This window comes from Psychrobacter sp. CX21, from assembly GCF_057396255.1.
The window spans coordinates 38,800-60,234 of sequence record NZ_JBXYJG010000012.1; the positions used below are offsets into that span (position 1 = coordinate 38,800).

General features: G+C 39.1%; 17 protein-coding genes. 9 read left to right on the top strand and 8 right to left on the bottom strand.

What is annotated here, in order from left to right; all coding sequences use genetic code 11:
• Positions 1–2: 2 nt before the first annotated feature.
• A complete protein-coding gene (locus AC2SLP_RS08125) occupies positions 3–935 on the top strand; it encodes a LysR substrate-binding domain-containing protein (protein WP_486536172.1) in 933 nt (310 codons plus the stop codon).
• Positions 936–1,185: 250 nt separating this feature from the next.
• Complete coding sequence (locus AC2SLP_RS08130; protein WP_486536173.1) at positions 1,186–2,187, top strand: LLM class flavin-dependent oxidoreductase; 1,002 nt, start codon at positions 1,186–1,188, stop codon at positions 2,185–2,187.
• Positions 2,188–2,312: 125 nt separating this feature from the next.
• Here the strand turns inward: AC2SLP_RS08130 and AC2SLP_RS08135 are convergent, their stop codons facing one another.
• From AC2SLP_RS08135 to mnmG, 4 genes are all read right to left on the bottom strand, one after another.
• Complete coding sequence (locus AC2SLP_RS08135) at positions 2,313–2,663, bottom strand: hypothetical protein (protein WP_486536174.1); 351 nt, start codon at positions 2,661–2,663, stop codon at positions 2,313–2,315.
• A 142-nt stretch (positions 2,664–2,805) separates the two neighbouring features.
• Positions 2,806–3,792 (bottom strand): AEC family transporter, encoded by a 987-nt coding sequence (locus AC2SLP_RS08140; RefSeq protein WP_486536175.1) that lies wholly within the window; start codon positions 3,790–3,792, stop codon positions 2,806–2,808.
• A 34-nt stretch (positions 3,793–3,826) separates the two neighbouring features.
• Positions 3,827–4,036, bottom strand: a complete 210-nt coding sequence (locus AC2SLP_RS08145) for a ChaB family protein (protein WP_486536176.1) — start codon at positions 4,034–4,036, stop codon at positions 3,827–3,829.
• Between the two features lie 67 nt (positions 4,037–4,103).
• On the bottom strand, positions 4,104–5,999 hold the full coding sequence (gene mnmG / locus AC2SLP_RS08150) for a tRNA uridine-5-carboxymethylaminomethyl(34) synthesis enzyme MnmG (protein ID WP_486536219.1): 1,896 nt from the start codon (positions 5,997–5,999) through the stop codon (positions 4,104–4,106).
• 634 nt (positions 6,000–6,633) lie between these two features.
• Between mnmG and AC2SLP_RS08155 the strand changes: the two genes are divergently transcribed.
• Positions 6,634–8,103 carry a M16 family metallopeptidase gene (locus AC2SLP_RS08155; protein ID WP_486536177.1) on the top strand — a complete coding sequence of 490 codons (1,470 nt, stop codon included), beginning with the start codon at positions 6,634–6,636 and terminating at the stop codon, positions 8,101–8,103.
• Positions 8,104–8,329: 226 nt separating this feature from the next.
• A complete protein-coding gene (locus AC2SLP_RS08160; protein WP_486536178.1) occupies positions 8,330–9,865 on the top strand; it encodes a M16 family metallopeptidase in 1,536 nt (511 codons plus the stop codon).
• A gap of 149 nt (positions 9,866–10,014) precedes the next feature.
• On the opposite strand, the gene AC2SLP_RS08165 is transcribed toward AC2SLP_RS08160, so the two are convergent.
• Both AC2SLP_RS08165 and AC2SLP_RS08170 read right to left on the bottom strand, forming a co-directional pair.
• Complete coding sequence (locus AC2SLP_RS08165) at positions 10,015–10,611, bottom strand: hypothetical protein (RefSeq protein WP_486536179.1); 597 nt, start codon at positions 10,609–10,611, stop codon at positions 10,015–10,017.
• A gap of 193 nt (positions 10,612–10,804) precedes the next feature.
• Complete coding sequence (locus AC2SLP_RS08170; RefSeq protein ID WP_486536180.1) at positions 10,805–11,677, bottom strand: D-Ala-D-Ala carboxypeptidase family metallohydrolase; 873 nt, start codon at positions 11,675–11,677, stop codon at positions 10,805–10,807.
• Positions 11,678–12,195: 518 nt separating this feature from the next.
• On the opposite strand from AC2SLP_RS08170, the gene rodA reads away from it, so the two are divergent.
• The 4 genes from rodA to AC2SLP_RS08190 all read left to right on the top strand — a co-directional run bounded on the left by rodA (position 12,196) and on the right by AC2SLP_RS08190 (position 17,400).
• Positions 12,196–13,338, top strand: coding sequence for a rod shape-determining protein RodA (rodA, locus tag AC2SLP_RS08175; protein ID WP_486536181.1), 1,143 nt, complete (start codon positions 12,196–12,198; stop codon positions 13,336–13,338).
• A 234-nt stretch (positions 13,339–13,572) separates the two neighbouring features.
• Positions 13,573–14,841, top strand: a complete 1,269-nt coding sequence (locus tag AC2SLP_RS08180) for a putative DNA modification/repair radical SAM protein (protein WP_486536182.1) — start codon at positions 13,573–13,575, stop codon at positions 14,839–14,841.
• An 89-nt stretch (positions 14,842–14,930) separates the two neighbouring features.
• Entirely contained in the window at positions 14,931–15,923 is a 993-nt protein-coding gene (locus AC2SLP_RS08185) for a TIGR03915 family putative DNA repair protein (RefSeq protein ID WP_486536183.1), read from the top strand.
• A gap of 274 nt (positions 15,924–16,197) precedes the next feature.
• The gene (locus AC2SLP_RS08190) at positions 16,198–17,400 is read left to right on the top strand and encodes a glycosyltransferase (RefSeq protein ID WP_486536184.1); all 1,203 of its coding nucleotides are present in this window, start codon (positions 16,198–16,200) and stop codon (positions 17,398–17,400) included.
• Positions 17,401–18,085: 685 nt separating this feature from the next.
• Here the strand turns inward: AC2SLP_RS08190 and AC2SLP_RS08195 are convergent.
• A complete protein-coding gene (locus AC2SLP_RS08195) occupies positions 18,086–19,237 on the bottom strand; it encodes an endonuclease/exonuclease/phosphatase family protein (RefSeq protein WP_486536185.1) in 1,152 nt (383 codons plus the stop codon).
• Positions 19,238–19,670: 433 nt separating this feature from the next.
• On the opposite strand from AC2SLP_RS08195, the gene asd reads away from it, so the two are divergent.
• Complete coding sequence (gene asd, locus AC2SLP_RS08200) at positions 19,671–20,816, top strand: aspartate-semialdehyde dehydrogenase (RefSeq protein ID WP_486536186.1); 1,146 nt, start codon at positions 19,671–19,673, stop codon at positions 20,814–20,816.
• Between the two features lie 404 nt (positions 20,817–21,220).
• Here the strand turns inward: asd and AC2SLP_RS08205 are convergent, their stop codons facing one another.
• Entirely contained in the window at positions 21,221–21,349 is a 129-nt protein-coding gene (locus AC2SLP_RS08205; RefSeq protein ID WP_486536187.1) for a methionine/alanine import family NSS transporter small subunit, read from the bottom strand.
• Positions 21,350–21,435 lie beyond the last annotated feature (86 nt).

The following is a 21,435-nucleotide window of genomic DNA, read 5'->3' on the forward strand; positions in this document are numbered from 1 at the left end:
TTATGGCAATTGATGTCGTCGTTAACCAAAGACATTTACAAATTCAGCTGAAGCAATTAGAAACGGTATGGCATACCGTTATTAATGGCTACAATTTAAGCCAAGCAGCTCAGGTACTGCACACAAGCCAATCAAGCTTATCAAAACACATCTCTGCTTTAGAAAATCAGCTTAAAGCTGAGGTATTTGTGCGTCAAGGTAAACGATTAACTGGGCTAACCCCTGTAGGTGAAGCTTTATTGCCACATATTGAGTCTATATTTACTGAGATTCGAACCATCGAAAATATCAGTTTGGATTATAATAATCCACAAACGGGCACTTTGACTCTAGCCACCACTCACACCCAAGCACGCTATGTTTTGCCTGAGATTATTAAAAAATTTAAAGAGCAATACCCCAAAGTACAACTGGTACTACAGCAAGCTGATCCAGAAACCATAGCCAATATGGTTATCCGAGGCCAAGCTGATATTGGTATTGCAACGGAGTCTTTATTACAAAATTCTTATCTCAGATGCTATCGTTATTATGACTGGTCGCACCGTGTGATTGTGCCAAAAGACCATGAATTAGCCAATGATGAAGACATAGACTTACCTACACTTGCCAGCTACCCTATAGTAACCTATCACGGCGGTTTCACCGGTCGCGGTGTGATAGATCAAACTTTTCATGAGGCTGGACTAGATCCTGAAATCGTTTTAGCAGCTTTAGATGCAGACGTAATTAGTACGTATGTGGGCGCAGGTCTGGGAGTAGGTATTATTGCAGAGATGGCCTTTGAACCAGGTCATTATCAGAATCTTACCGCTATTCCTGTTAATCATTTTGGTCGCTTTACCAGTTGGATAGCAGTAAGAGACGATGCCGAAATAAGACATTTTGGTAAAGCCTTTATAAAATTGTGCCAACAGCAGTTTGACAGTAAATAACATTTAATTTAAATAAAATTAAAGTTTTAGACTTATTAATTAAAGATTAGTTACCTACTTAACTCTAATCAAATTTATTTAAACTCTTGAATCTATCAAGAGTTTTTTTTAAATTCATCAATATTTCTATTGGTTCATACTCATTATTACGATTTATGAATAGCGTCATAATATACTTGAAAATCAGGGGCTCAACAGTCATATCATTAGGTATAACTTAAATACATATGATAACGATGAGTGAATAACTATGACTACAATTCCTATTTCTTTTTTAGATTTAGCCCCAGTTCCTGAAGGTGATACTACCGGACAAGGGGTCAGTTATACCGTTGATATGGCTCAAAAAGCAGAAGCTATAGGCATGAACCGTTTTTGGATGGCAGAACACCATAATATGCCAGGTATTGCCAGCGCTGCTACCTCCGTACTATTATCACACATAGGTGCTAAAACCAATAAAATTCGTATTGGCTCTGGCGGCGTAATGTTACCTAATCATGCTCCGTTAGTTGTCGCCGAACAATTTGGTACACTGCAAGCTTTATACGGTAATCGAATTGACTTAGGTTTAGGGCGAGCACCTGGAACAGATGGTGCTACCTTTAGAGCACTGCGCCGCCAAATGCAAGATGCTGAACGCTTCCCGCAAGATGTTCAAGAGTTGCTATTTTTCTTAGGTAAAGACTCTGATAATAGTCCAGTACAAGCGTTCCCAGGTGCAAACAGTAATGTGCCAATTTGGATTTTAGGTTCCTCATTATTTGGCGCAACCTTGGCTGCAAAACTTGGTTTGCCCTATTCATTTGCTTCTCATTTTGCACCACGGATGATGACTCAAGCCATTTCGACTTATCGCGACAGCTTTGAGCCTTCTCAATATTTAGACAAACCTTATGTGATGCTTGCGGCCAATATGCTATTGGCAGAAGATGATAAAACTGCTGAGTATCACTTTACCTCTGCTCAGCAAAGCTTTGTGCGTCTGCGCCGTGGTGGTCGAAGTCAAGTCCCTGCACCTGTAGAGTCTATGGACAATATATGGAGTGCCCCTGAAAAGGCGATGGTCGATGACGCTTTATCGGTCTCTTTCATTGGTAGTGTCAGCACTGTTCGACCTCAAGTTGAGAGTTTTATTGAGCAATATCAACCTGATGAATTAATGGTGACAGCAAATATCTATGATCAGCAAGCTCGCTTAAACTCGTTAGAGTTAATACCTGAGCTAGGTGTTTTTGACCTAAAACCTTAAGCCATCAGAACTTATGAATAAACTATAAACAAATAATTATATTAAGCCGATAAACATGTATCGGCTTTTTTTAATGGTAATTTAAATTAATAGCTATTGAATTGACTATTGGACGAGCTAATAAATTACAGAACGCAAAACTCAACTTCGCTATTACTCCTACCCACCATTTTTAAAGTATGGGTACCGTTGCTTGTAGAGTCATAACTATAGTTTATCCCACCTTTATCCTTTAATGCCTGCCCGCTACTGTCTATTATCGACTGTACATGGCCATCTGTAGTTACTATCAATTGTTGATTGTCTTCAAGCTCTAGTTGAAACAAGCTACCTTGGGTTAAGTCGCCTTCATACTTAACACAATCACTACCGGTTTCAAAGATCACTTCATGGGTAGGCATAGCTTGGGCTGAACATGCTAATAAAATACTGATAATAGCCAAACATATTTGTGGGCTTTTCGTTCTGAACATCATATTAATAACACCATTAAAATTTGAATACTATTTATATAGCAACTATTTTTATAAATAGTTACTAAGTTATCACTTAAGCGACCACTGTATCTAATTAACATTTATATATAAAAAATCACAGATTCGACTTTCGATTTTAATTTTACATCCATCCTAAAGTTCTCAATACCGCAGCACCTATCGCCATACCAAACAAGGATACTACGGTGGTGAACGCTAAAATGTTTGCCGCAAGCACTTCATTACCGCCCATTGCTTTAGCCATGACGTAACTGGCGGCGGCTGTCGGAGAGGCTACCATCAAAAACAGTACCCCCATATGTACTCCTGTTAATCCAAAGCCGAAACCCACAGCTATCGCTAATAAAGGCGCTATAACAATACGCCCGATACTGGCCTGCATGGATAATCCTGAAAAGTTAAGCATGGATTTAACATCAATAGTGGCACCAGCACATATGAGTGCCAACGGTAAAGATATCGCAGCTAGAAGCTCTCCAGTTTTGGTAATCATGTCAGGTATAGCAGAAAAAGCCAGTAAAGATGACAACGCTTTGTAAGTAAAAGCCGTGATTAAAGAAATAATCAACGGATTAGTCAGCATCCGTTTACTTAGCATAATCACATAGTTTTCACGGCGAGCGTTGATTTTATTATCACCACTATCAATACTAGTTCGGCTAAGAGTAATCACAGCTAATATGTTAAACACCAAAGTCATGATACCCATATAGACGGCACCAATACTAACCCCATCCTTACCATAAGCATTAGCCACAGTAGCTAAGCCGATAATCGCCATATTACTGCGGAATACCCCTTGAACAAAAACGCCTTTGTCCTCAGCACGTTCAATAAATCGTTTGGCATAAACCTCAGCACCTACAAATAAAGTTAAGGTAGCCACCAATCCCGCTGATAATAGATTTATTTGTTGTGCCAGCTCAACCTCACTATGCACTATGCTAAAGAACAATAGCGCTGGCAGACCATAATTAAAAACCAGTTTCGAGGCTTCATCTATAAAGGGTTTGGTTAGTTGCCCTTTACGGCGCATGAAAAAACCCAACCCCATCAAAGCAAGGTTGGGTAAAACTATACTTAGAGCAAAAACAATGGCGTCAAGCATAATATAATCAAACCATTCTTAACAGATTGTTTTACTATTTATGATCTGGCTTTTTAACCCAGTTACCTTTGTCGTTTTTTTCATAAACTTCTTTAACCGCAGACCAAGCTGTAGCAAACCAACGAGATTCGTCATCATATTGTTCTGATGCACTATTAAACGCCGCTTGGAAAATCTCTTGCCCATGTTTAGGCAAGTTGTCTTTAACTTCATCAGGCAAATCAGAAAGCTTATCGTATGGCATAATAGTACTCCTTTTAAATATTCTAAAACTTATCAGCTATATTATCGTCAGTTTTAACCCTATTAGATTAAGTGTTTATGGCTGACTTCCCTTTACGTTGTTTTTTCAAAGTCATGCCCAAAAGCTGTATAGCAGCAGGTGTCACACCGCTTATTCGGCTAGCCTGACCCAATGTTGCTGGGCGCACTTCTTGCAGCTTCTGCACAATTTCATTAGATAAGCCGGAGACATTATCAAAATTAAAATCATCAGGTAATTCAGTATTTTCCAAACGCTTCATTTGATCAATGTCTTCTTGCTGGCGATCGATATAGCCTGCATATTTTACCGAGATTTCAATTTGCTCACCCACATCGGGGGCGACATCTGCGCCAGTAACTGCTGCAATATCATTAAAGCCGACTTTAGGACGTTTCATTAAGTCATAAGCAGTGGCTTCTTTAGACAGCTGTTCTCCGGTTTGTTCAGCAAACTTTTTACCAAGCTCATTATTTGGTGTCGCCCACATATCTTTAAGTCGTGCTGATTCAGTAGCGATAGACTCCATTTTTTGTTCATAAGCCGCCCAGCGAGTATCACCTACCAGACCTAATTTACGTCCAATTTCGGTTAGACGTTGATCGGCATTGTCTTCGCGTAGCAGGAGTCTATATTCTGCACGACTAGTAAACATTCGATAAGGCTCTTTGGTACCATGAGTGATTAAATCATCTACCAATACGCCTAAATAGGCTTGATCACGACGTGGCGTCCAGCTGTCCATCACGGGATTCTCTTGAGTCGATAAGGCGGCATTTACACCTGCCAGCAGTCCTTGGACCCCAGCTTCTTCATAACCGGTAGTGCCATTGATCTGGCCTGCAAAATATAAGCTATCAATAGACTTAGTTTCTAAGGTAGGCTTCAAGCTTTGCGGGTTAAAATAATCATACTCGATAGCGTAACCTGGACGGGTAACATGTGCATTTTCAAACCCAGCCATGGTACGGATAAACTCAATCTGTACATCGAATGGCAGGCTAGTCGAAATACCATTAGGATACAACTCATTGGTGGTTAACCCTTCAGGCTCAACAAATATTTGATGGCTGTCTTTATCAGCGAAGCGATGAATTTTATCTTCAATGGACGGACAATAACGAGGCCCCACCCCTTCAATGGTTCCTGAGAACAAGGGAGATCGGTCTAAATGCTTACGAATAATATCGTGAGTTTTGGCATTGGTATGCGTGATATAACAATTCACCTGCTCTGGATGCATATCAATATTACCCATAAAGCTCATGACAGGCATGGGTGTGTCACCAGGCTGAACTTTCATCACACTAAAATCAACAGATCGCGCATCAATACGCGCCGGTGTCCCCGTCTTTAATCGTCCTACAGGCAGTTTTAGTTCACGCAAGCGTTCAGCAAGTTTGATTGAAGGCTGATCCCCTGCACGACCTCCTTTCGCATTATCCATACCGATATGAATAACACCGCCTAAGAAGGTGCCTGAGGTCAATACTACGGTCTTGGTGTTAAAAACAATACCGGTAGAAGTTACCACAGCATATGCTTTCCCATTATTTACCAAGATATCATCAGCCCCTTGTTGGAATAAGTCCAAATTAGACTGGTTTTCTAAAGTATGGCGAATGGCAGCTTTATATAAGATACGGTCTGCTTGAGCACGGGTAGCACGTACCGCAGCCCCTTTACGACTGTTTAACACTCGAAACTGGATACCCGCTTTATCAGTCGCCAGTGCCATTGCCCCGCCAAGCGCATCAATTTCGCGAACTAAATGCGACTTGCCGATGCCCCCTATAGCAGGGTTACAACTCATCTGACCCAAAGTCTCAATATTATGGGTTAATAGTAACGTCTGGGCACCCATACGTGCAGCGGCTAAGGCGGCTTCGGTTCCGGCATGCCCGCCACCGATGACGACAACATCATACGATTTAGGATAAGTAATACCAGCGGTATTTGATGTAGTAGTAGATGACATAAAGACGCCTCGTCTGCTGTTTATAGCAATTACTGGGTAGAAAAAGTATTGATTGAAATTACTAATTGAGAAGTAATTATTTAAGAGTACTAAATTTTAAGTGCTAATATAATGACTGATATATAGCTTAATTATGCAAAAGCCATTTAATTTAGAGTAACAGATGATTATAACAAAATAAGCCGTTTATCTGGAGTCAATTTTTTATCTTTCAATAGTTTTAACACTTTATTTAAACCACGCTATAAATAAGGTTTAACTTGTTAGTATAAGTTAGTTATAAATCCAATTGGTAAGCGAATTAGCGAATTTTTTACCCAAAATTTTCACTCCGTTCTAAAGAATCTATCGGTATGCCCTAATTAAAGTTATCTATTTGTATTTTAAGTTGCCTTTATTCTGTATACCTTGAAATAATAAGCACCATGAATAGAATTAACATTATGTACTGTAGTTTGAACTTCAATAATTGTTAAAATTACAATTGCAGGTTACAAACAATTTATATTTATGATATTAAATGCGAGATTTTAAAGCCGCTGACTGATCGCGTACCACCCTATTACTTGTATATTAAAATAATTTTTTCACTGAGGAAGGTATGAATACAAAAAAAATTAAGACTTCAATATTAAACAAAGCCCCTATAACGACTGTTAAGAACTTAATAGCTGCAAGCTTAACTATTACAGTCTTAAGTGCTTGTAACAGCTTCCCTTCCTCATCTCACACTTCTAATGTACATAACTTAGTAAGCTCCAATGAAACTCAATATCCAGCAGACGCGAATCGCCATGAATATCTTTTAGATAATGGTTTAAAAGTCATTATTAAAGAAGACCATAGAGCGCCAGTGGCCATGACCCAGATTTGGTACGGTGTGGGCGCTACTGATGAACCGGAAAATAAAGGCGGTATCTCACACTTATTAGAACACATGATGTTTAAAGGCACTGAAAAGGTCTCTGGTGCTGATTTTGACCGACTAATAGCTAAGTACGGTGGCAATCACAATGCTTTTACCAGCTATGACTACACCGGATATTACGAAATGTTCCCCGTTAATCGCCTTGAGTTGGCCTTAGAGCTAGAAGCGGATCGCATGACCAATTTACGCTTTGATAGTGATGAGTTTGTTCAAGAGTTTGCTCAAGAGCGCAATGTGGTTATGGAAGAGAGGCGTCAACGCACTGATGATAACCCCTTAGCCAGAGCCTTTGAGAAGTTTCGCAAATTAGCCTTGCCAGACAGTCCTAAGGGCGAGTCGGTCATTGGTCCTATGCAAGATATAGCCAATACTGAAATTAGTGATTTAAAAGAATGGTATGAAACATGGTACGCACCCAACAATGCCACATTAGTGATAGTCGGTGACGTCACACCATCAGATGCCATTAAGAAAGTTCAAAAATACTTTGGTCATCTTAAATCCAAACCAATACCTAACCGATCTTTACTTAAACAGCCAGGTTGGCGAGGCTATCAACAACAAACCATCGTAGAGTCTGTCAATATTCCTACCTTAATAATGGGATTTAACGTCCCTACGCTACCCATTGCGCTTGCAACTGATGTCCCCGAAGAAGACGCTTATGATTTACTCATGCTGCAATATATTATGGATGGCGGTTATGCGGCGCGCTTCGAGAAAAACTTAGTCCGTAGCCAAGGTGCATTGGCGTCAATAGGGTCACATTACGACCTATTCGAACGAGGCGACAGCTTGTTCTTGATTCAAGCGACGCCGCGTCAAGGCATCAGCCTGCAACAAGCTCAAGACATTATCTTGAAAGAAGTCTCTAATCTTAAAACCGAAACCATTAGCGATACTGAGCTTGAGCGTGCCCGTAACAATTTGGTGAAAGGTTTAATCTTTAGTCAAGATAGCGTTTCTGGACAGGCATCCACCATAGGTAGCATGCAGTCTCGTGGCTTAGATGACCGCATAATAAACATATTAGAAGACAAATTGAAAGCAGTCGATAGTGACCACATTAATGCGACTGCAAAAAAATACTTAGTTGCTGAAAACTTAACTGTGATGCATGTAGAGCCTTCAGAAAACCGTTAAATTTAGAACCTGTATTCTTAAGCTAACTTTAGGATATTTTTAGCATAGAATGCGTCACTACAAGACAAAGTTTAGTTGAATAGTCATTCTATTTAATCCAAATTTTAACGAAGTATTGGCGCATTATAGGCATAAATAGTCAATTGTAGTTTGTGAATATAGGTTCTTACAACTAATTCATTATTTGAACTCTTTTTACTTATAACAACCTTGGATTAAAATTAGAATGAAAAAACTTACCTCAGCCCACCATTTTGATTTACGACGCTCAAGATCGTTATTAACGTACACCATCATTGTTTTAAGCTCCCTATTAAGTATAGGTCAAGCCTATGCAGATGCAGGCCCTATAATCACAGGCGAACATAGTAATACTAATGTAGACATCGCTGAACCCATAGCTGCCTTAAATACCCTTGAGAGCTTAAAAAACACCGAAAAGCTCGTCATGGAAATACCTGAGTTTCAGCATTTTACGACTCAAAATGGCGTACCTGTGATTTTCTTCAAAACCAATCAACTGCCTATTGTTGATGTTGATTTACGATTTAATGCAGGCAGTGCTCGCGATGAAAGTATACGTGAGGGCAGTTATGGACTTGCTAACATGACTGCCAATCTATTATTAAAAGGCACATCACAGTTGAATGAAACAGAGTTTGCTGAATTAATAGAACAGTTGGGCATTGAGCTTCAAAGCTCAGCATATAAAGATCAATTTGTTATAAGCTTACGTAGCTTATCGGATGACAGCCATCTAGAACCTGCAATAAATTTACTAAGCCGAGTATTGAATGAACCAAGATTTGATGACTCGGTACTAGAGCGCACAAAAGCCCAGCAAGTTCTGGCTTTAAAACAAATGCAGCAAAATCCATCTTTTGTTGCCAGTAACACTTTTAGTAATGCTTTGTATGGCTCCCATCCCTATGCGCATTCCTCATATGGCACGGTTGACTCCATACCAACGCTAAGTATTAATGATCTACAAAAGTTCCATCAAAAATATATAGTTGCTAATAACGCCACATTGAGTCTAACAGGGGATTTAACAACCGCTCAAGCTAAAGCCATCGCCGAGACAATCACTAAAGATTTACCAATAGGAGAATCCGCTGACAAGCTCCCAACCCCTACGCCCATCGCTGACAGTAAATGGATACATGTGGACTATGATAGCGATCAAACCTCAGTTTTAATTGGCCAATTAGGCTATAAATTAAAAAATAGTGAAGCGAATATAAAACGCAACACCAATTTTAGTATCGGCAATGAAATACTAGCGGGTGGTGGGTTTAATTCCAGACTTATGGGTAAGGTACGCAAAGAGCTCGGTTATACGTATGGCATCAGTGGTGGTATGACTGCCATGCAAACCAATGGCCCCTATGCTATTCGTTTTTCAACGCGTAATGAAAAAGCTGATGATGCTATTTATGCAACCTTACAAACGATTAATAACACGCTTGAAAATGGTGTCAGCCCAGAAGAATTTACTATTACCAAGGAGAGCTTAATAAATAGTTATCCTATGAGCTTTTCAAGCAATAAAGGCATCAATCAAATGCTAGGGCTACTTAACTTTAATAACTTACCTGATACCTATGTAACCAATTATATAGACCGTATTGAAAGTGCCAATATTAATGAGGTGAACCAAGTGCTTAAAGAAACTTTAACGCCAGAGAAATTTATCATTGTGACTGTTGGCAACCCTGAGATAGCTAAAAGTTCACCATTGCACGACTTAAAAGAAGAGTAATTGATTAGAGTATTGTAGATGATTTACTCAAAATTTTTGATTGCATAAAAAAGACGCCAATTTAATTAGGCGTCTTGATTTTTATTTATATAACAACAAAATTAAGATAACGACGTTATGCTGATGGTTACAATTTTTTATGAACACATTTAAATTAACGTGTCTTCAATAGTGATGATCATATCATCGTCCATAGGCTGAGAACGGTACTTATTAGTATCAAATTCAAAGCGTATCACATGTTTGTCTGAATGTTTGATTCTATAAGACCCATTTTCGAAGTCATGGAATGAAGGTTTTAGCAGTGTCGCCTTAATATCATCAGTGAATAATTCAATACGAACATTCTCACCTTTATCAGCATATAAATAATAATCACAGATATTATCAACAGGGTTTTGAGTGATACGTTCAATCGAATCATTTGTATTGTTTTCTATCATAAGTTGATCGCAGGCGATGTCATCTTGATAAGATTGAAACCTATCGATGTTGATAGTTTGTAGATTCTGCGTATTTTCAATAGGTTTGATTCGACCAATGGAAGCCATTCTTTGATTGACATCCAAGGTCGTAACCAAATCGGACAATTCGGATGCTTGGCTATTGGAAATATCCTTCCACTCACCCTGATTGGAGGTAGTAACGCTTTCAAAGAAACTCTTGTGTTCATCACATGAGGCGAGTAAAACAGCTGCTGCGCATATGGTTATTCGGCCATAATAGGATGGTGAATTTAGCTTCAATTCGAACCTCTTAGTTTGCTAGTACGGTTTGCTAGTGCGGTTTGCTTCAATCGGTGATTTTAATCGGCATGTATTAATCGATGTTTATCAATTTATGCTTAAAGACAGTCATGATGTACTATACTAAGCCAAGTTAAGACTTTGATAAAATATACAGCGCGTATTATACCGTTAAAGATTACAAAATTGTAATTTATAAATACCGACAATATGAATCATACGAAGCATTAGAAGCGCCCCACAAGCGATATCCCTGAGTGTCTATATGTACCGAGCCTGTCGCATATAAGCCGAGTCCAAAATCAAAAGATTGTCCTTCCATATTCCAAAACTGACATAATTTATCTTGCATTGGATTAATATACCATGGCTGCCCATCATACTCAGGCACCCATATATCTATAGCCCCATTTGTCATGTGTTTACTAGCTCGGGCCCCGCCGGCGCATGAATTAAGTGATGGTGAACGATATACGGAGCGTATTTGAGTCGTCTGCGGCAATACGCCTTTTGCTTTAAGCGTATCATACAATGTCAGCGTATTGATCATATTAGACCAAAGCTCACGCGGCGGTAGCTGATAAGGTTCATACCCGCAGCGCTCCCAACTTCGCGCTGTTGTCAGTAATTGCTTCATAGGTGGTACAGCGTACATTCCGACATAACTGGCCAGATAGCTTTGGTATTGAGCCACTTGATTGGCACGGTATGAGGAAACACTCAACCATTGATCAAAACTTAAGTTATCAAATATGATTCCGCCTTCTGAGGGATATGGTGTATTGCTTTGCTGACCTCGACGGGTTCTTTCTTCAATTATTAATCCATATCCAACATAGCGCTCTTCTTTATCAGTTATCAATGCATCAATCGCATCATTAGTATTGTTGCTTTTGGAACTATGATTTGAGCTTTGCGTATTTGGATACTTCGTATTAGTTGGGGTGCGATTTACCTCATGATTATTTTTTGTAGGCGCTGAGGTACACCCAGCAACTAGTATTAAAGCCGCTGACAACATTGAAATCATTGACTTGTCTGTGTTATTTAAAATAGGTTTTAGCATAGTAGGTTTTGGCTTAGTAGGGTTGAGCTTAATAAGAATAAACAATGTGAGTTTAGAGATCAGAGCAATTACAAGCTTAACCTTCCATAACTATTAGCTCTAGCTTTGAACAATAGCGTCAATAGCGAATCAAAGTAATTTAATCGCTATAATGTATATTTGCTATAGAGGGTCAACTAAGTATAGGATGGCTTATTATGGCATTATAAAAGTAACCTTAAAATTATCTTCTATTCGATACTATCAAATTTTGTCCAGCCACGCTAAAATATAGCGCCCAAGATATTACCAGACTATTGCTCTAGTTTGTATGATTTGCTAATAGCGTATCTTAACGCCTAATGTTTAAACTTAGAACAGTGTGTATAAACTACAATAGTGCGATAACTGGCTTTAATTCACTTCGTTGGTTTAATTATCTGTGACAGGCAAAACACCTTATGCCTACGGTCCTTGTCGTATAAATGCGAATGGACTTACGCATCCTTTATAAGCTGACTCAATATAAACTTTCCCCTATGTCAAAGCAACAGCATTATCGGTTTTCTAGACAATCTCATCACTTTGGTCGTGATGATACGGTAAGCATCTGGGAACGGGTGCATATAGACCCTTGGTTAATGATCCTATTATTAACCATCTGTTTTATTGGGTTGGCAATTTTATATAGTGCGTCTACACAAGATGTTTCTATGGTTACCCGCCAAATGGTCAGTTATGGTATAGCCTTTGGCGTCATGATTGGCATGGCTCAAATACCGCCTGGGGTATACCGTGACTTTACCCCTATTTTTTATATCTTAGGTATTTTCTTACTGATCGTTGTAGAGCTGATTGGTGAAGTGAGGATGGGTGCACAGCGCTGGATTAGGATTCCAGGCTTTGGTAGCGTACAGCCTTCTGAGTTTATGAAGCTTGGGCTACCTATGATGTGTGCATGGTATTTATCTAGGCGAGAGTTACCACCTAATATAGTCTCAGTGGCAACTACCCTTGTTATTATTTTGGTACCTACTCTACTTATTTCAAAGCAGCCTGATTTAGGAACCTCTCTATTGGTTGCGGCCAGTGGAATATTTGTTTTGTTTCTATCAGGCTTACCTTGGTGGATTATCGGTTCAGCGATTGGTTTAATGATTCCGGTTGGATGGGCAGGTTGGAATTTTTATATGCTCGACTATCAAAAGCAGCGGGTAATGACCATGTTTAACCCCGAGGCCGATGCACTAGGAGCAGGATGGAACATCACTCAATCAAAGACTGCTATCGGCTCAGGGGGATTGACGGGTAAAGGATATCTAGAAGGCACCCAATCTCAGTTAGAATTTTTGCCCGAGGGACACACAGACTTTATTATTGCCGCATTTTCAGAAGAATTTGGACTGGCAGGTGTGAGTGTATTGATATTTCTTTATGCATGTATACTTGTCCGTTCATTGTATATTGCTGCCGTTCATCTCAATACCTATGGCCGTTTGTTAGCAGGTGCTATTAGCATGTCTTTTTTTGTATATATCTTTGTTAATATTGGTATGGTAGGCGGAATCTTACCGGTTGTTGGCGTACCTCTACCCTTGATAAGTTATGGCGGTACTGCGGTGATTACTCTAATGGCTGGGTTTGGTTTACTCATGTCTATCTATACACATAATACTAAATAGCTATTATTCTAGACAGCCCCTAATTAATTGCATAATATTTTTTTAAAACCAAATCTATTAGTCATATCCCTAAAGACGCATGCTTTAAATGTAATTTTATAGACTACATTACCAATTTATACCTTTTCTCACGACACTCACCGTCGTTTATAAACCATCTAAACCCTTTTATAACATACGTTTAACCTAATATTTGCTATGATATCCATCTATTGGTAACTGGTTTAAATGCTTATGGCTACAATCAATTATGAAAGACTTCAAGGTAAACTAAATATACTTGCAGATGCCGCTAAATACGATGTGTCATGCTCATCATCAGGCGGCAAACGTAAGAATCAAGGCGGTGGTCTTGGCGATGCCTCCAAAACAGGTATTTGTCATAGCTATACCGAAGATGGACGCTGCGTTAGTTTACTCAAAATCTTATTAACCAATCACTGTATTTACGATTGTGCGTATTGTACGTCTCGACGTAGTAATGATACGCCGCGCGCTGCTTTTTCTGTTGAAGAAGTGGTTGAACTTACTATGCAGTTTTATCGCCGTAACTATATCGAAGGATTGTTTTTAAGCTCTGGTATCTTCAAAAGTGGTGATTACACTATGGAGCGACTGGTTGAAGTCGCCAAATTATTACGTACGCGTGAGCGCTTCAATGGGTACATCCATTTAAAGACCATTCCTGGTGCAAGTAAAGAGCTCTTGTACCAAGCAGGCTTATACGCCGACAGACTCAGCTCAAATATTGAAATCCCTACCAAGTCTGGCTTGGCACTATTGGCACCTGAAAAAAGCCATGATGAGCTCAAAGCTCCAATGGAGACGGTTAAAGAAGAAATTATTACGATTAAGGAGAGTCGTAAAAAGCACAAATCTGCCCCTAAATTTACCCCTGCTGGGCAAACCAGCCAAATGATTGTCGGTGCCAGTAACGAAACAGATCTGCAAGTTATTCAATTATCCAGTCATTTTTACAAAAAGTATGACCTTAAACGTGTTTATTATTCAGGCTATGTACCCATGTTGTCGGATAGCCGCTTGCCTGCAATTGGTACGCCTGTGCCTATGGTGCGTGAAAACCGATTATACCAAGCGGACTGGTTAATGCGATTTTATGGCTTTGGAGCGCATGAAATTGTAGAGCCAGACGACCCTTTTTTAGATTTAGAATGCGATCCAAAACTTGCGTGGGCCATACGTCATCGCGAACACTTCCCGGTTAACATTCAAAAAGCGCCCTATGAAGCTATCGTCCGTATTCCGGGTATAGGTATCAAGACAGCTATAAAAATCGTTAAAGCACGTAAATTTAATCAAATCACCTTAGATCACCTTAAGAAAATGGGCGCTGCGGTTAATCGTGCTAAGTTCTTTATCGCAACCTCAGGGAAGAATGAACATTTAGCTCATCTTACACGTGATAACTTTAGACAATACGTGTTGGCGCAAACCCAAACCAAATTTAACGATGAACGTAGTGGACAACTGGCTTTATTTTAATCCAGCTTTTATTTCAATCGCACTCTATTTATACAGGCTTTATTTAAGCAGAATTTAGCAATACAGACTCACTATACAACGAGGTGTCGATGAATAACTCTACAGCGTCAAACTTTGGTTCTTTAACCATTAGTGCATCATCAACCAGTAGTGCTTCATCGTCCAGTAGTGCATCATCGATCAAAGATACGTCATCAAACAGTAGGACATCGTCCAAACACAAAGCTGCGAACTCAAAGCTGCCTGTTCATGTTGAACCAACTATTATTGTTTATGAGCCAAGCTTTGAGGGTTGGCTCAGCGCTGTGTTTTATATCTATGAGCATAAGCTTCAGCATGCGTCCTACCTAAAGCTTATTGATAAAAGTGATTATACGCCCTCATTAATTGATACTGCTGTCTATGCGCCTCTTGATGACATCAAATCCGCACGTGTGTTAAAAAAGCTAAATGCTCTATTTGGCCGAAGAGGAATGCGTCAATTGTTATGGGGGTTTTTATCTGAAAAAATCGATATAGGCTCTACTTTGTTTAGTGTCGTGAAGTACGCTATCGACTATCCACAGCGTCAAGTATTACAGGATTTAGGTAATTTAGATGTGTTAGAGCTGGCTCAAACCGTTAAATCTGTTGGCCGGGAAAAGCACCGTATGGAAGCTTTTGTTCGGTTTGAGCATACAACTGAAGATGTCTATTTTGCGCGCGTAGAACCTGACTTTAATGTGTTACCTCTCATAGGTGAACATTTCCGCCAGAGGTATCAAGACCAGCATTGGGCAATATATGATATACGTCGAAGTTATGGTATCTTTTTTGACATGACGTTATCTACAGCTACTAAGCCTGCTCCCCTTCAAACTATTACGGATATTGATGACGGCGTCATCTCTAATCCAAGTAGTGTTTATAGTGAACAAGAACAGCAATATCAGAGATTTTGGCAAGGATATTTTACGAATGTTAATATCAAAGAGCGTAAAAACCCCAAACTCCATAAACAGTATTTACCGCAGCGCTACTGGAAGTATTTAAGTGAAAAACAGGTACTACCTAATGCAGAACACTTAGCTAAAAAACGCTGATTTTAGATGAAGACAGATCTTTGCATTGTTTTAATAATTTGCTGTATAAATTGTTCAGACTATTATTTATTCAGAATAAAAACTGCTCAGAAAATAATTTTTCAATATTACAATTATACAGAAAAGCACGCACAGCTTTTATAAAGTGCTATTATATTCAAGTTGAGTGAAGCTTTATTTAGCTGACTATATTGCCATTATATATATAGATTAAATAAATGCGCAGTTCTATATCTAATACATCCATACTTATTTAAAAAGCATCGTTACTATTATGAAAGTTATGCGTCTGCTCTCCTCCCTAAAGCACGATGAATCCGAACGGGGAATATTCCATTTGGGTCGTGCGCTGGTAAAGCGCGGATACACCTCTATTATCGTCTCAGCTGCTAATGAAGATAATGACTTGGTTAAACGTTTAGAACGTGACGGCAACATCTATCATCAGTTAACGATTGAAAAAAAATCATGGCTTGCACTGCGTCAGATTTATCCGCTACGCCGCTTAATTGAGCAACACCAGCCAGACATAATTCATATACACTCACGAACCCCTGCTTGGATTCTTCGTTGGGCATTAAGGGGCGCAAAATTAAGAACACAGCCTAAGCTTGTCTCGACCATGTATGGCTTTTATCCAATTAATGGCTACTCTCGGGCAATCTTAAATGTAGATAGAGTTATTACAGTTTCTGACAGCGTGACAGACTATTTGCTAAATGCGCTGAATGAAATTAAAATGCCTCCCAAAGTGATTACTCGTATATACCGCGGAGTTGATACCCGCAAATTCCCCTATCGTCACAATCCGTCAGTATATTGGCTTCGTAGTACATTCGCCGAATATCCGCAACTTGAAAATAAAAAATGGCTACTATTTCCCACCGTTATTGGATCAGAATACGGTCAAGAATGGCTGATTGACGTGGTTGGCAACTTAAAAGAAGAGTTCCCCAATATACATGTTATTATCATGGATGAAGAGTCTAAACCCTCAGTGCTGCATGAAGAGTTTGTACAGCGTATCAATGCATTAGAGCTCTATGATTTCTTTACTTTTATTGGAACAAAACGCAATGATATGCGTGAGTGGTTAGCAGCATCTAATGTGGTATTAGCACTTGCTGATCAGCCTGAATCTATTGGTATTAATATTATTCAAGCTGTTCATTTAGGTACGCCTGTTATTGGCTGGAACAGAGCGGCATTTACAGAGATTTTAGAGCCTTTATACCCTCAAGGTTTGGTACGAGATTATAATGCGTTTGCACTATGTAAGGTGATTAGCAATCAGTTAGAAAATGCCATGCGACCCTACATCACCGATCAATTCACCATCCAACAAATGATTAAAGAAACCCTTGAGGTTTATACGACATTATACGAGTCAAAGCAGCTTAAATCTTATACGACTGACTCTTTTAAGACTAAGATTGAGGTTAAAAATGATCGTTCAGATGAATTGCTTGAAGGATAAATTAACAGGTTTAAGATAAGTGTATTGCTTGAAGGATAAATCAATAGGTTTAAGATAAGTGTTTTGAGCAAATTAGTTGCTTACTCGTTGCTATATGGTTGTTATCAGGCTAATAACTGGGTGATATAAGAAGCTGCCAAAGTCTGGCCTATAACCCGTATAAATAATTTCAAGTCACTATAGGGATAAATCTGCAAAGTTAATCATAATATAAACTTTTAAAGATACAGACTGTATAGCCAACTTTCGAATAGGCAACATATTAAAATCCAGACAAGAAAAAACCCAAGTCTAGGGCAGAGACTTGGGTTTTAGGCGCGTTTTATAGTTATTATATTTAGACTCATCCTAAGTCGTATTAGCTTCCATAACACTAAACTCATATATAACCTTACAGGGCAATAAAGTCATTTAGTTAAGCTTAGCTAGATGGCTTCATCTATAAATTATGCTGCTAATTCAACACTGCTATCCCTGACATCCATGTGTTGATGAGCCTATTGTATGCTTAAGCTTAATGAGTGACTAGCAGCAAAAAACTCATTTTAATGTAAGTAAATGCTTACACCGCTAAGCTATTGAAATTCATAGTATTTATCCAATACAAGCTGTTCTTTTAAACATAATTGAATTTCGCAGGCTCATTATTAACTTAACTCACTATTTACGTTAAGTTATTGCCGAGTTATTGCGGCGATATCGCGATTGATACTGCTGGCACCGTATCTAAGTCTTTGTTACTACGTTTTGATGATTCTTTTATTCCCTCAACCTTACCCTCTTCGATTTTATCTTCAGTATTTTGTTTGTCTTGATCACTAGCCACTGGGGCGTTTTGTTCTTGCTCATTCTTGGAGGAAGGTTCGTATTGTAAGGTAGTTAAAACAGGAAAATGATCCGACCCAATTGAAGGTAATCGTTCAATATCCACTAACGTAAAGCAAGCGCTATGAAAGATGTGATCTAGCGCCCAGCGCAAAAAAGGATAATCGACATGAAAAGTGTTGATAAAGAATCGTCCGACGCGTGGATCTAATAGCTCCGAAATACGCTGGAACATTCGGGTAGTTTTAGACCAAGCCACATCGTTTAAATCACCTGCCAATATCGCCGTTTGACCGTGTTCCTTAATATGGCGTCCTACCATCAATAGCTCGGCATCACGCGTGGTAGATTTGTCCGCTTCTGTGGGACTTGGTGGCATGGGATGTAGACAATATAGCCATATAACCTTCCCATTACGTAAGCGCAGCTGAGTGTGAATTGAGGGAATATCATCTACTAATAAGAACTTTACTCGAGGATTAATAAGCTCAAGCTTAGAATATAAATGCATACCGTATAAATTATCCAGTGGTACTTTTACAGTGTATGGATAATCTGTTTCAATCGCGCTCAAAGCATCTTGCCATTTCTTATCTGACTCCAGTGTGATCAAAACATCAGGCTGTCTTTGCTTAACTAAATTAACTAAAGCAGCGGTGTTGTCATTAGGGGTGAGTACATTAGATACCATGAGCTTGAGCTGTACAGGGTTTTCTTGAGGGGCAGCTTCTTTGACTTCTTTTTTCCACAATCGTGTGTACGGTAATACCATGCGTAGCTGGAAAGCTATTGCACTTACTAAGCCTGTTATTAATAACAGATCGATAAGTCCCCATATCGGTACGAAAATTAACAGTCCTATTAATCCAATAAAACCAAGTACCAATATTTGAATTCTTGGAAAATCAACTCCACGCACCCACCAATGATCAAATGGCAACAATCCCCAGGCACTGACAAATATCACCAGACCAGCAAGAATTTGAAGAATCAAATATATGATATCGAGCATAGTTTAAACCAACTTATGATATAGGATATAGATAGGTACAAGTTATCAAACACATCTCAAACAATTTTGAAGAAAAATCGATGCAATACTTTATCATACTAATCCTGTTAAGTTTCAAAAACTGAAAGTCAACTTTTTAATTGCTTATCCCTCAAAATAAACTTTGTTAAGCGATAATATTTTGTAATAGAGAAGCAAGTAAAATATTGCTATTTAATTTAAATATTTTTCATCTATCTATTGCATTTTGCGTAATATAAAGGCAAGGTAATCGGTTGCGCGTACAATAAACATATTTTACAACAGTTATAATCATCCTATAAGAAATAGTCATCCTTTGAAAAGAATAAATGGCTAATCAGACGTTATTTAAAGCAACATTTCGAAGTTTAGCGATTATAATGTTATTTCAGTTCAATAAAAGGGGTAAGTAATGAGTCAGTTAACAGTAGGTCTAGTTGGATGGCGCGGCATGGTAGGTTCTGTACTTATGCAGCGCATGGTAGAAGAAAATGATTTTTCGGGTATAACCCCTATTTTTTTCTCAACCAGTAACGCTGGTGGTGACGCCCCTACTTTTGACGGTAGTATCACGTCTACAGACAGTAAGACCTTAAAAGATGCACACGATTTAGATGCCTTACGTGCTTGTGATGTCATCATAACTTGTCAAGGCGGTAGCTACACCGACGCCGTAAATGGTCCACTACGTGAGACTGGTTGGGATGGTTACTGGGTAGATGCTGCAAGTAGTCTACGTATGGCAAATGACAGCGTCATAATTCTAGACCCTGTAAATCGCTCTGTTATAGATGAAGCACTTACAAATGGCACCAAAGACTTTATTGGTGGTAACTGTACAGTTTCTTTAATGTTGATGGCTATCGGTGAGCTATTTAACCGTGGCTGGGTTGAATGGGTATCGGCCATGACCTATCAGGCAGCAAGTGGTTCAGGTGCTAATAATATGCGTGAACTTATCAATGGCATGGGCATTCTAAGAGATTCAGTCGCTGATGAGCTTGCTGATCCTGCAAGTGCGATATTGGCAATTGATAAAAAAATAGCAAATACTCAGCGTAGTGAGGACTTCCCTACCCAATATTTTGGTGTGCCACTAGCGGGTAGCTTGATTCCGTATATTGATAGTCAGCTTGAAAACAAACAATCTCGTGAAGAGTGGAAAGGCGGGGTTGAGACCAATAAAATCCTTAATAATGAAGGTGCAGACATTATCCCTATTGATGGATTATGTGTGCGAGTTGGCTCTATGCGTTGTCATGCCCAAGGCTTGACTATCAAACTTAAAAAAGATATTCCTTTAGAAGAAATTGAGGCAGCGCTAAAAAACAGCGGCAATGAATGGTTGGATTTTGTTGAGGATGATAAAGACGCGACTATGCAGCGCCTGACCCCTGTGTCAGTAACTGGCACGCTTACCGTTGCTCTAGGTCGTCTACGTAAGCTAAATATGGGACCAGAGTACTTAGGAGCGTTTACCGTTGGTGATCAGCTCTTATGGGGCGCAGCAGAGCCATTGCGTCGTATGCTGAATATAATTCGTGAAACAAATACTTAAATATAATCAACGAAATACTAAACGGTTTCGATATTAACATCGCTTAGCCTACTCTAGTAGTACTTGCACTCTGTTGCCTTGTAACCATTTTAGATTTCTTAGTCTATAAACTATTAAGTTTTTAATTTATTGAGTTAATCTATACTCAAAAGCCGCCAACTGAATACAGTTGGCGGCTTTTTATGATTTCAAAATTATCTTTGAAACTATTAGGGGCTGTATAGAATTGCTTAATTAGGACTGCTGATAGCTACCAATTAATCCACGCTGTGTTCCAAACTAGGCGTAAACCGCCGGTAATGCCCGAAGCGTATTGGCCCTTAGCTAGGTTTACAACAACGTTTGGGGCAATTTTTGCATCAGTCTGACAGTCCCATGAATCAATTATATACAGCCCCTAAATATTAATAGTCATCCGGAAGCTTATCCATAGAGATATCCGGATTCTTCATCAGATGAATGGTAGCGAGAATCAACCCGCCCCATATTAAAACCATTGAGAAAATCATAAATATGATTGCTGAAGTTGTCATTACGTTCTCCAAAGAACAGTATTCAAATTTAATTCGCTAATATAATTCGCGATTTATTTATGCTTTATTTATTTAAATAGAGGGCA

Bases quoted from the DNA above. Each gene is read 5' to 3' on its own strand.
- AC2SLP_RS08125 (WP_486536172.1), top strand. From the start codon at position 3: ATGGCAATTGATGTCGTCGTTAACCAAAGACATTTACAAATTCAGCTG.
- AC2SLP_RS08130 (WP_486536173.1), top strand. From the start codon at position 1,186: ATGACTACAATTCCTATTTCTTTTTTAGATTTAGCCCCAGTTCCTGAA.
- AC2SLP_RS08135 (WP_486536174.1), bottom strand. From the start codon at position 2,663: ATGATGTTCAGAACGAAAAGCCCACAAATATGTTTGGCTATTATCAGT.
- AC2SLP_RS08140 (WP_486536175.1), bottom strand. From the start codon at position 3,792: ATGCTTGACGCCATTGTTTTTGCTCTAAGTATAGTTTTACCCAACCTT.
- AC2SLP_RS08145 (WP_486536176.1), bottom strand. From the start codon at position 4,036: ATGCCATACGATAAGCTTTCTGATTTGCCTGATGAAGTTAAAGACAAC.
- AC2SLP_RS08155 (WP_486536177.1), top strand. From the start codon at position 6,634: ATGAATACAAAAAAAATTAAGACTTCAATATTAAACAAAGCCCCTATA.
- AC2SLP_RS08160 (WP_486536178.1), top strand. From the start codon at position 8,330: ATGAAAAAACTTACCTCAGCCCACCATTTTGATTTACGACGCTCAAGA.
- AC2SLP_RS08170 (WP_486536180.1), bottom strand. From the start codon at position 11,677: ATGCTAAAACCTATTTTAAATAACACAGACAAGTCAATGATTTCAATG.
- rodA (WP_486536181.1), top strand. From the start codon at position 12,196: ATGTCAAAGCAACAGCATTATCGGTTTTCTAGACAATCTCATCACTTT.
- AC2SLP_RS08180 (WP_486536182.1), top strand. From the start codon at position 13,573: ATGGCTACAATCAATTATGAAAGACTTCAAGGTAAACTAAATATACTT.
- AC2SLP_RS08185 (WP_486536183.1), top strand. From the start codon at position 14,931: ATGAATAACTCTACAGCGTCAAACTTTGGTTCTTTAACCATTAGTGCA.
- AC2SLP_RS08190 (WP_486536184.1), top strand. From the start codon at position 16,198: ATGAAAGTTATGCGTCTGCTCTCCTCCCTAAAGCACGATGAATCCGAA.
- AC2SLP_RS08195 (WP_486536185.1), bottom strand. From the start codon at position 19,237: ATGCTCGATATCATATATTTGATTCTTCAAATTCTTGCTGGTCTGGTG.
- asd (WP_486536186.1), top strand. From the start codon at position 19,671: ATGAGTCAGTTAACAGTAGGTCTAGTTGGATGGCGCGGCATGGTAGGT.
- AC2SLP_RS08205 (WP_486536187.1), bottom strand. From the start codon at position 21,349: ATGACAACTTCAGCAATCATATTTATGATTTTCTCAATGGTTTTAATA.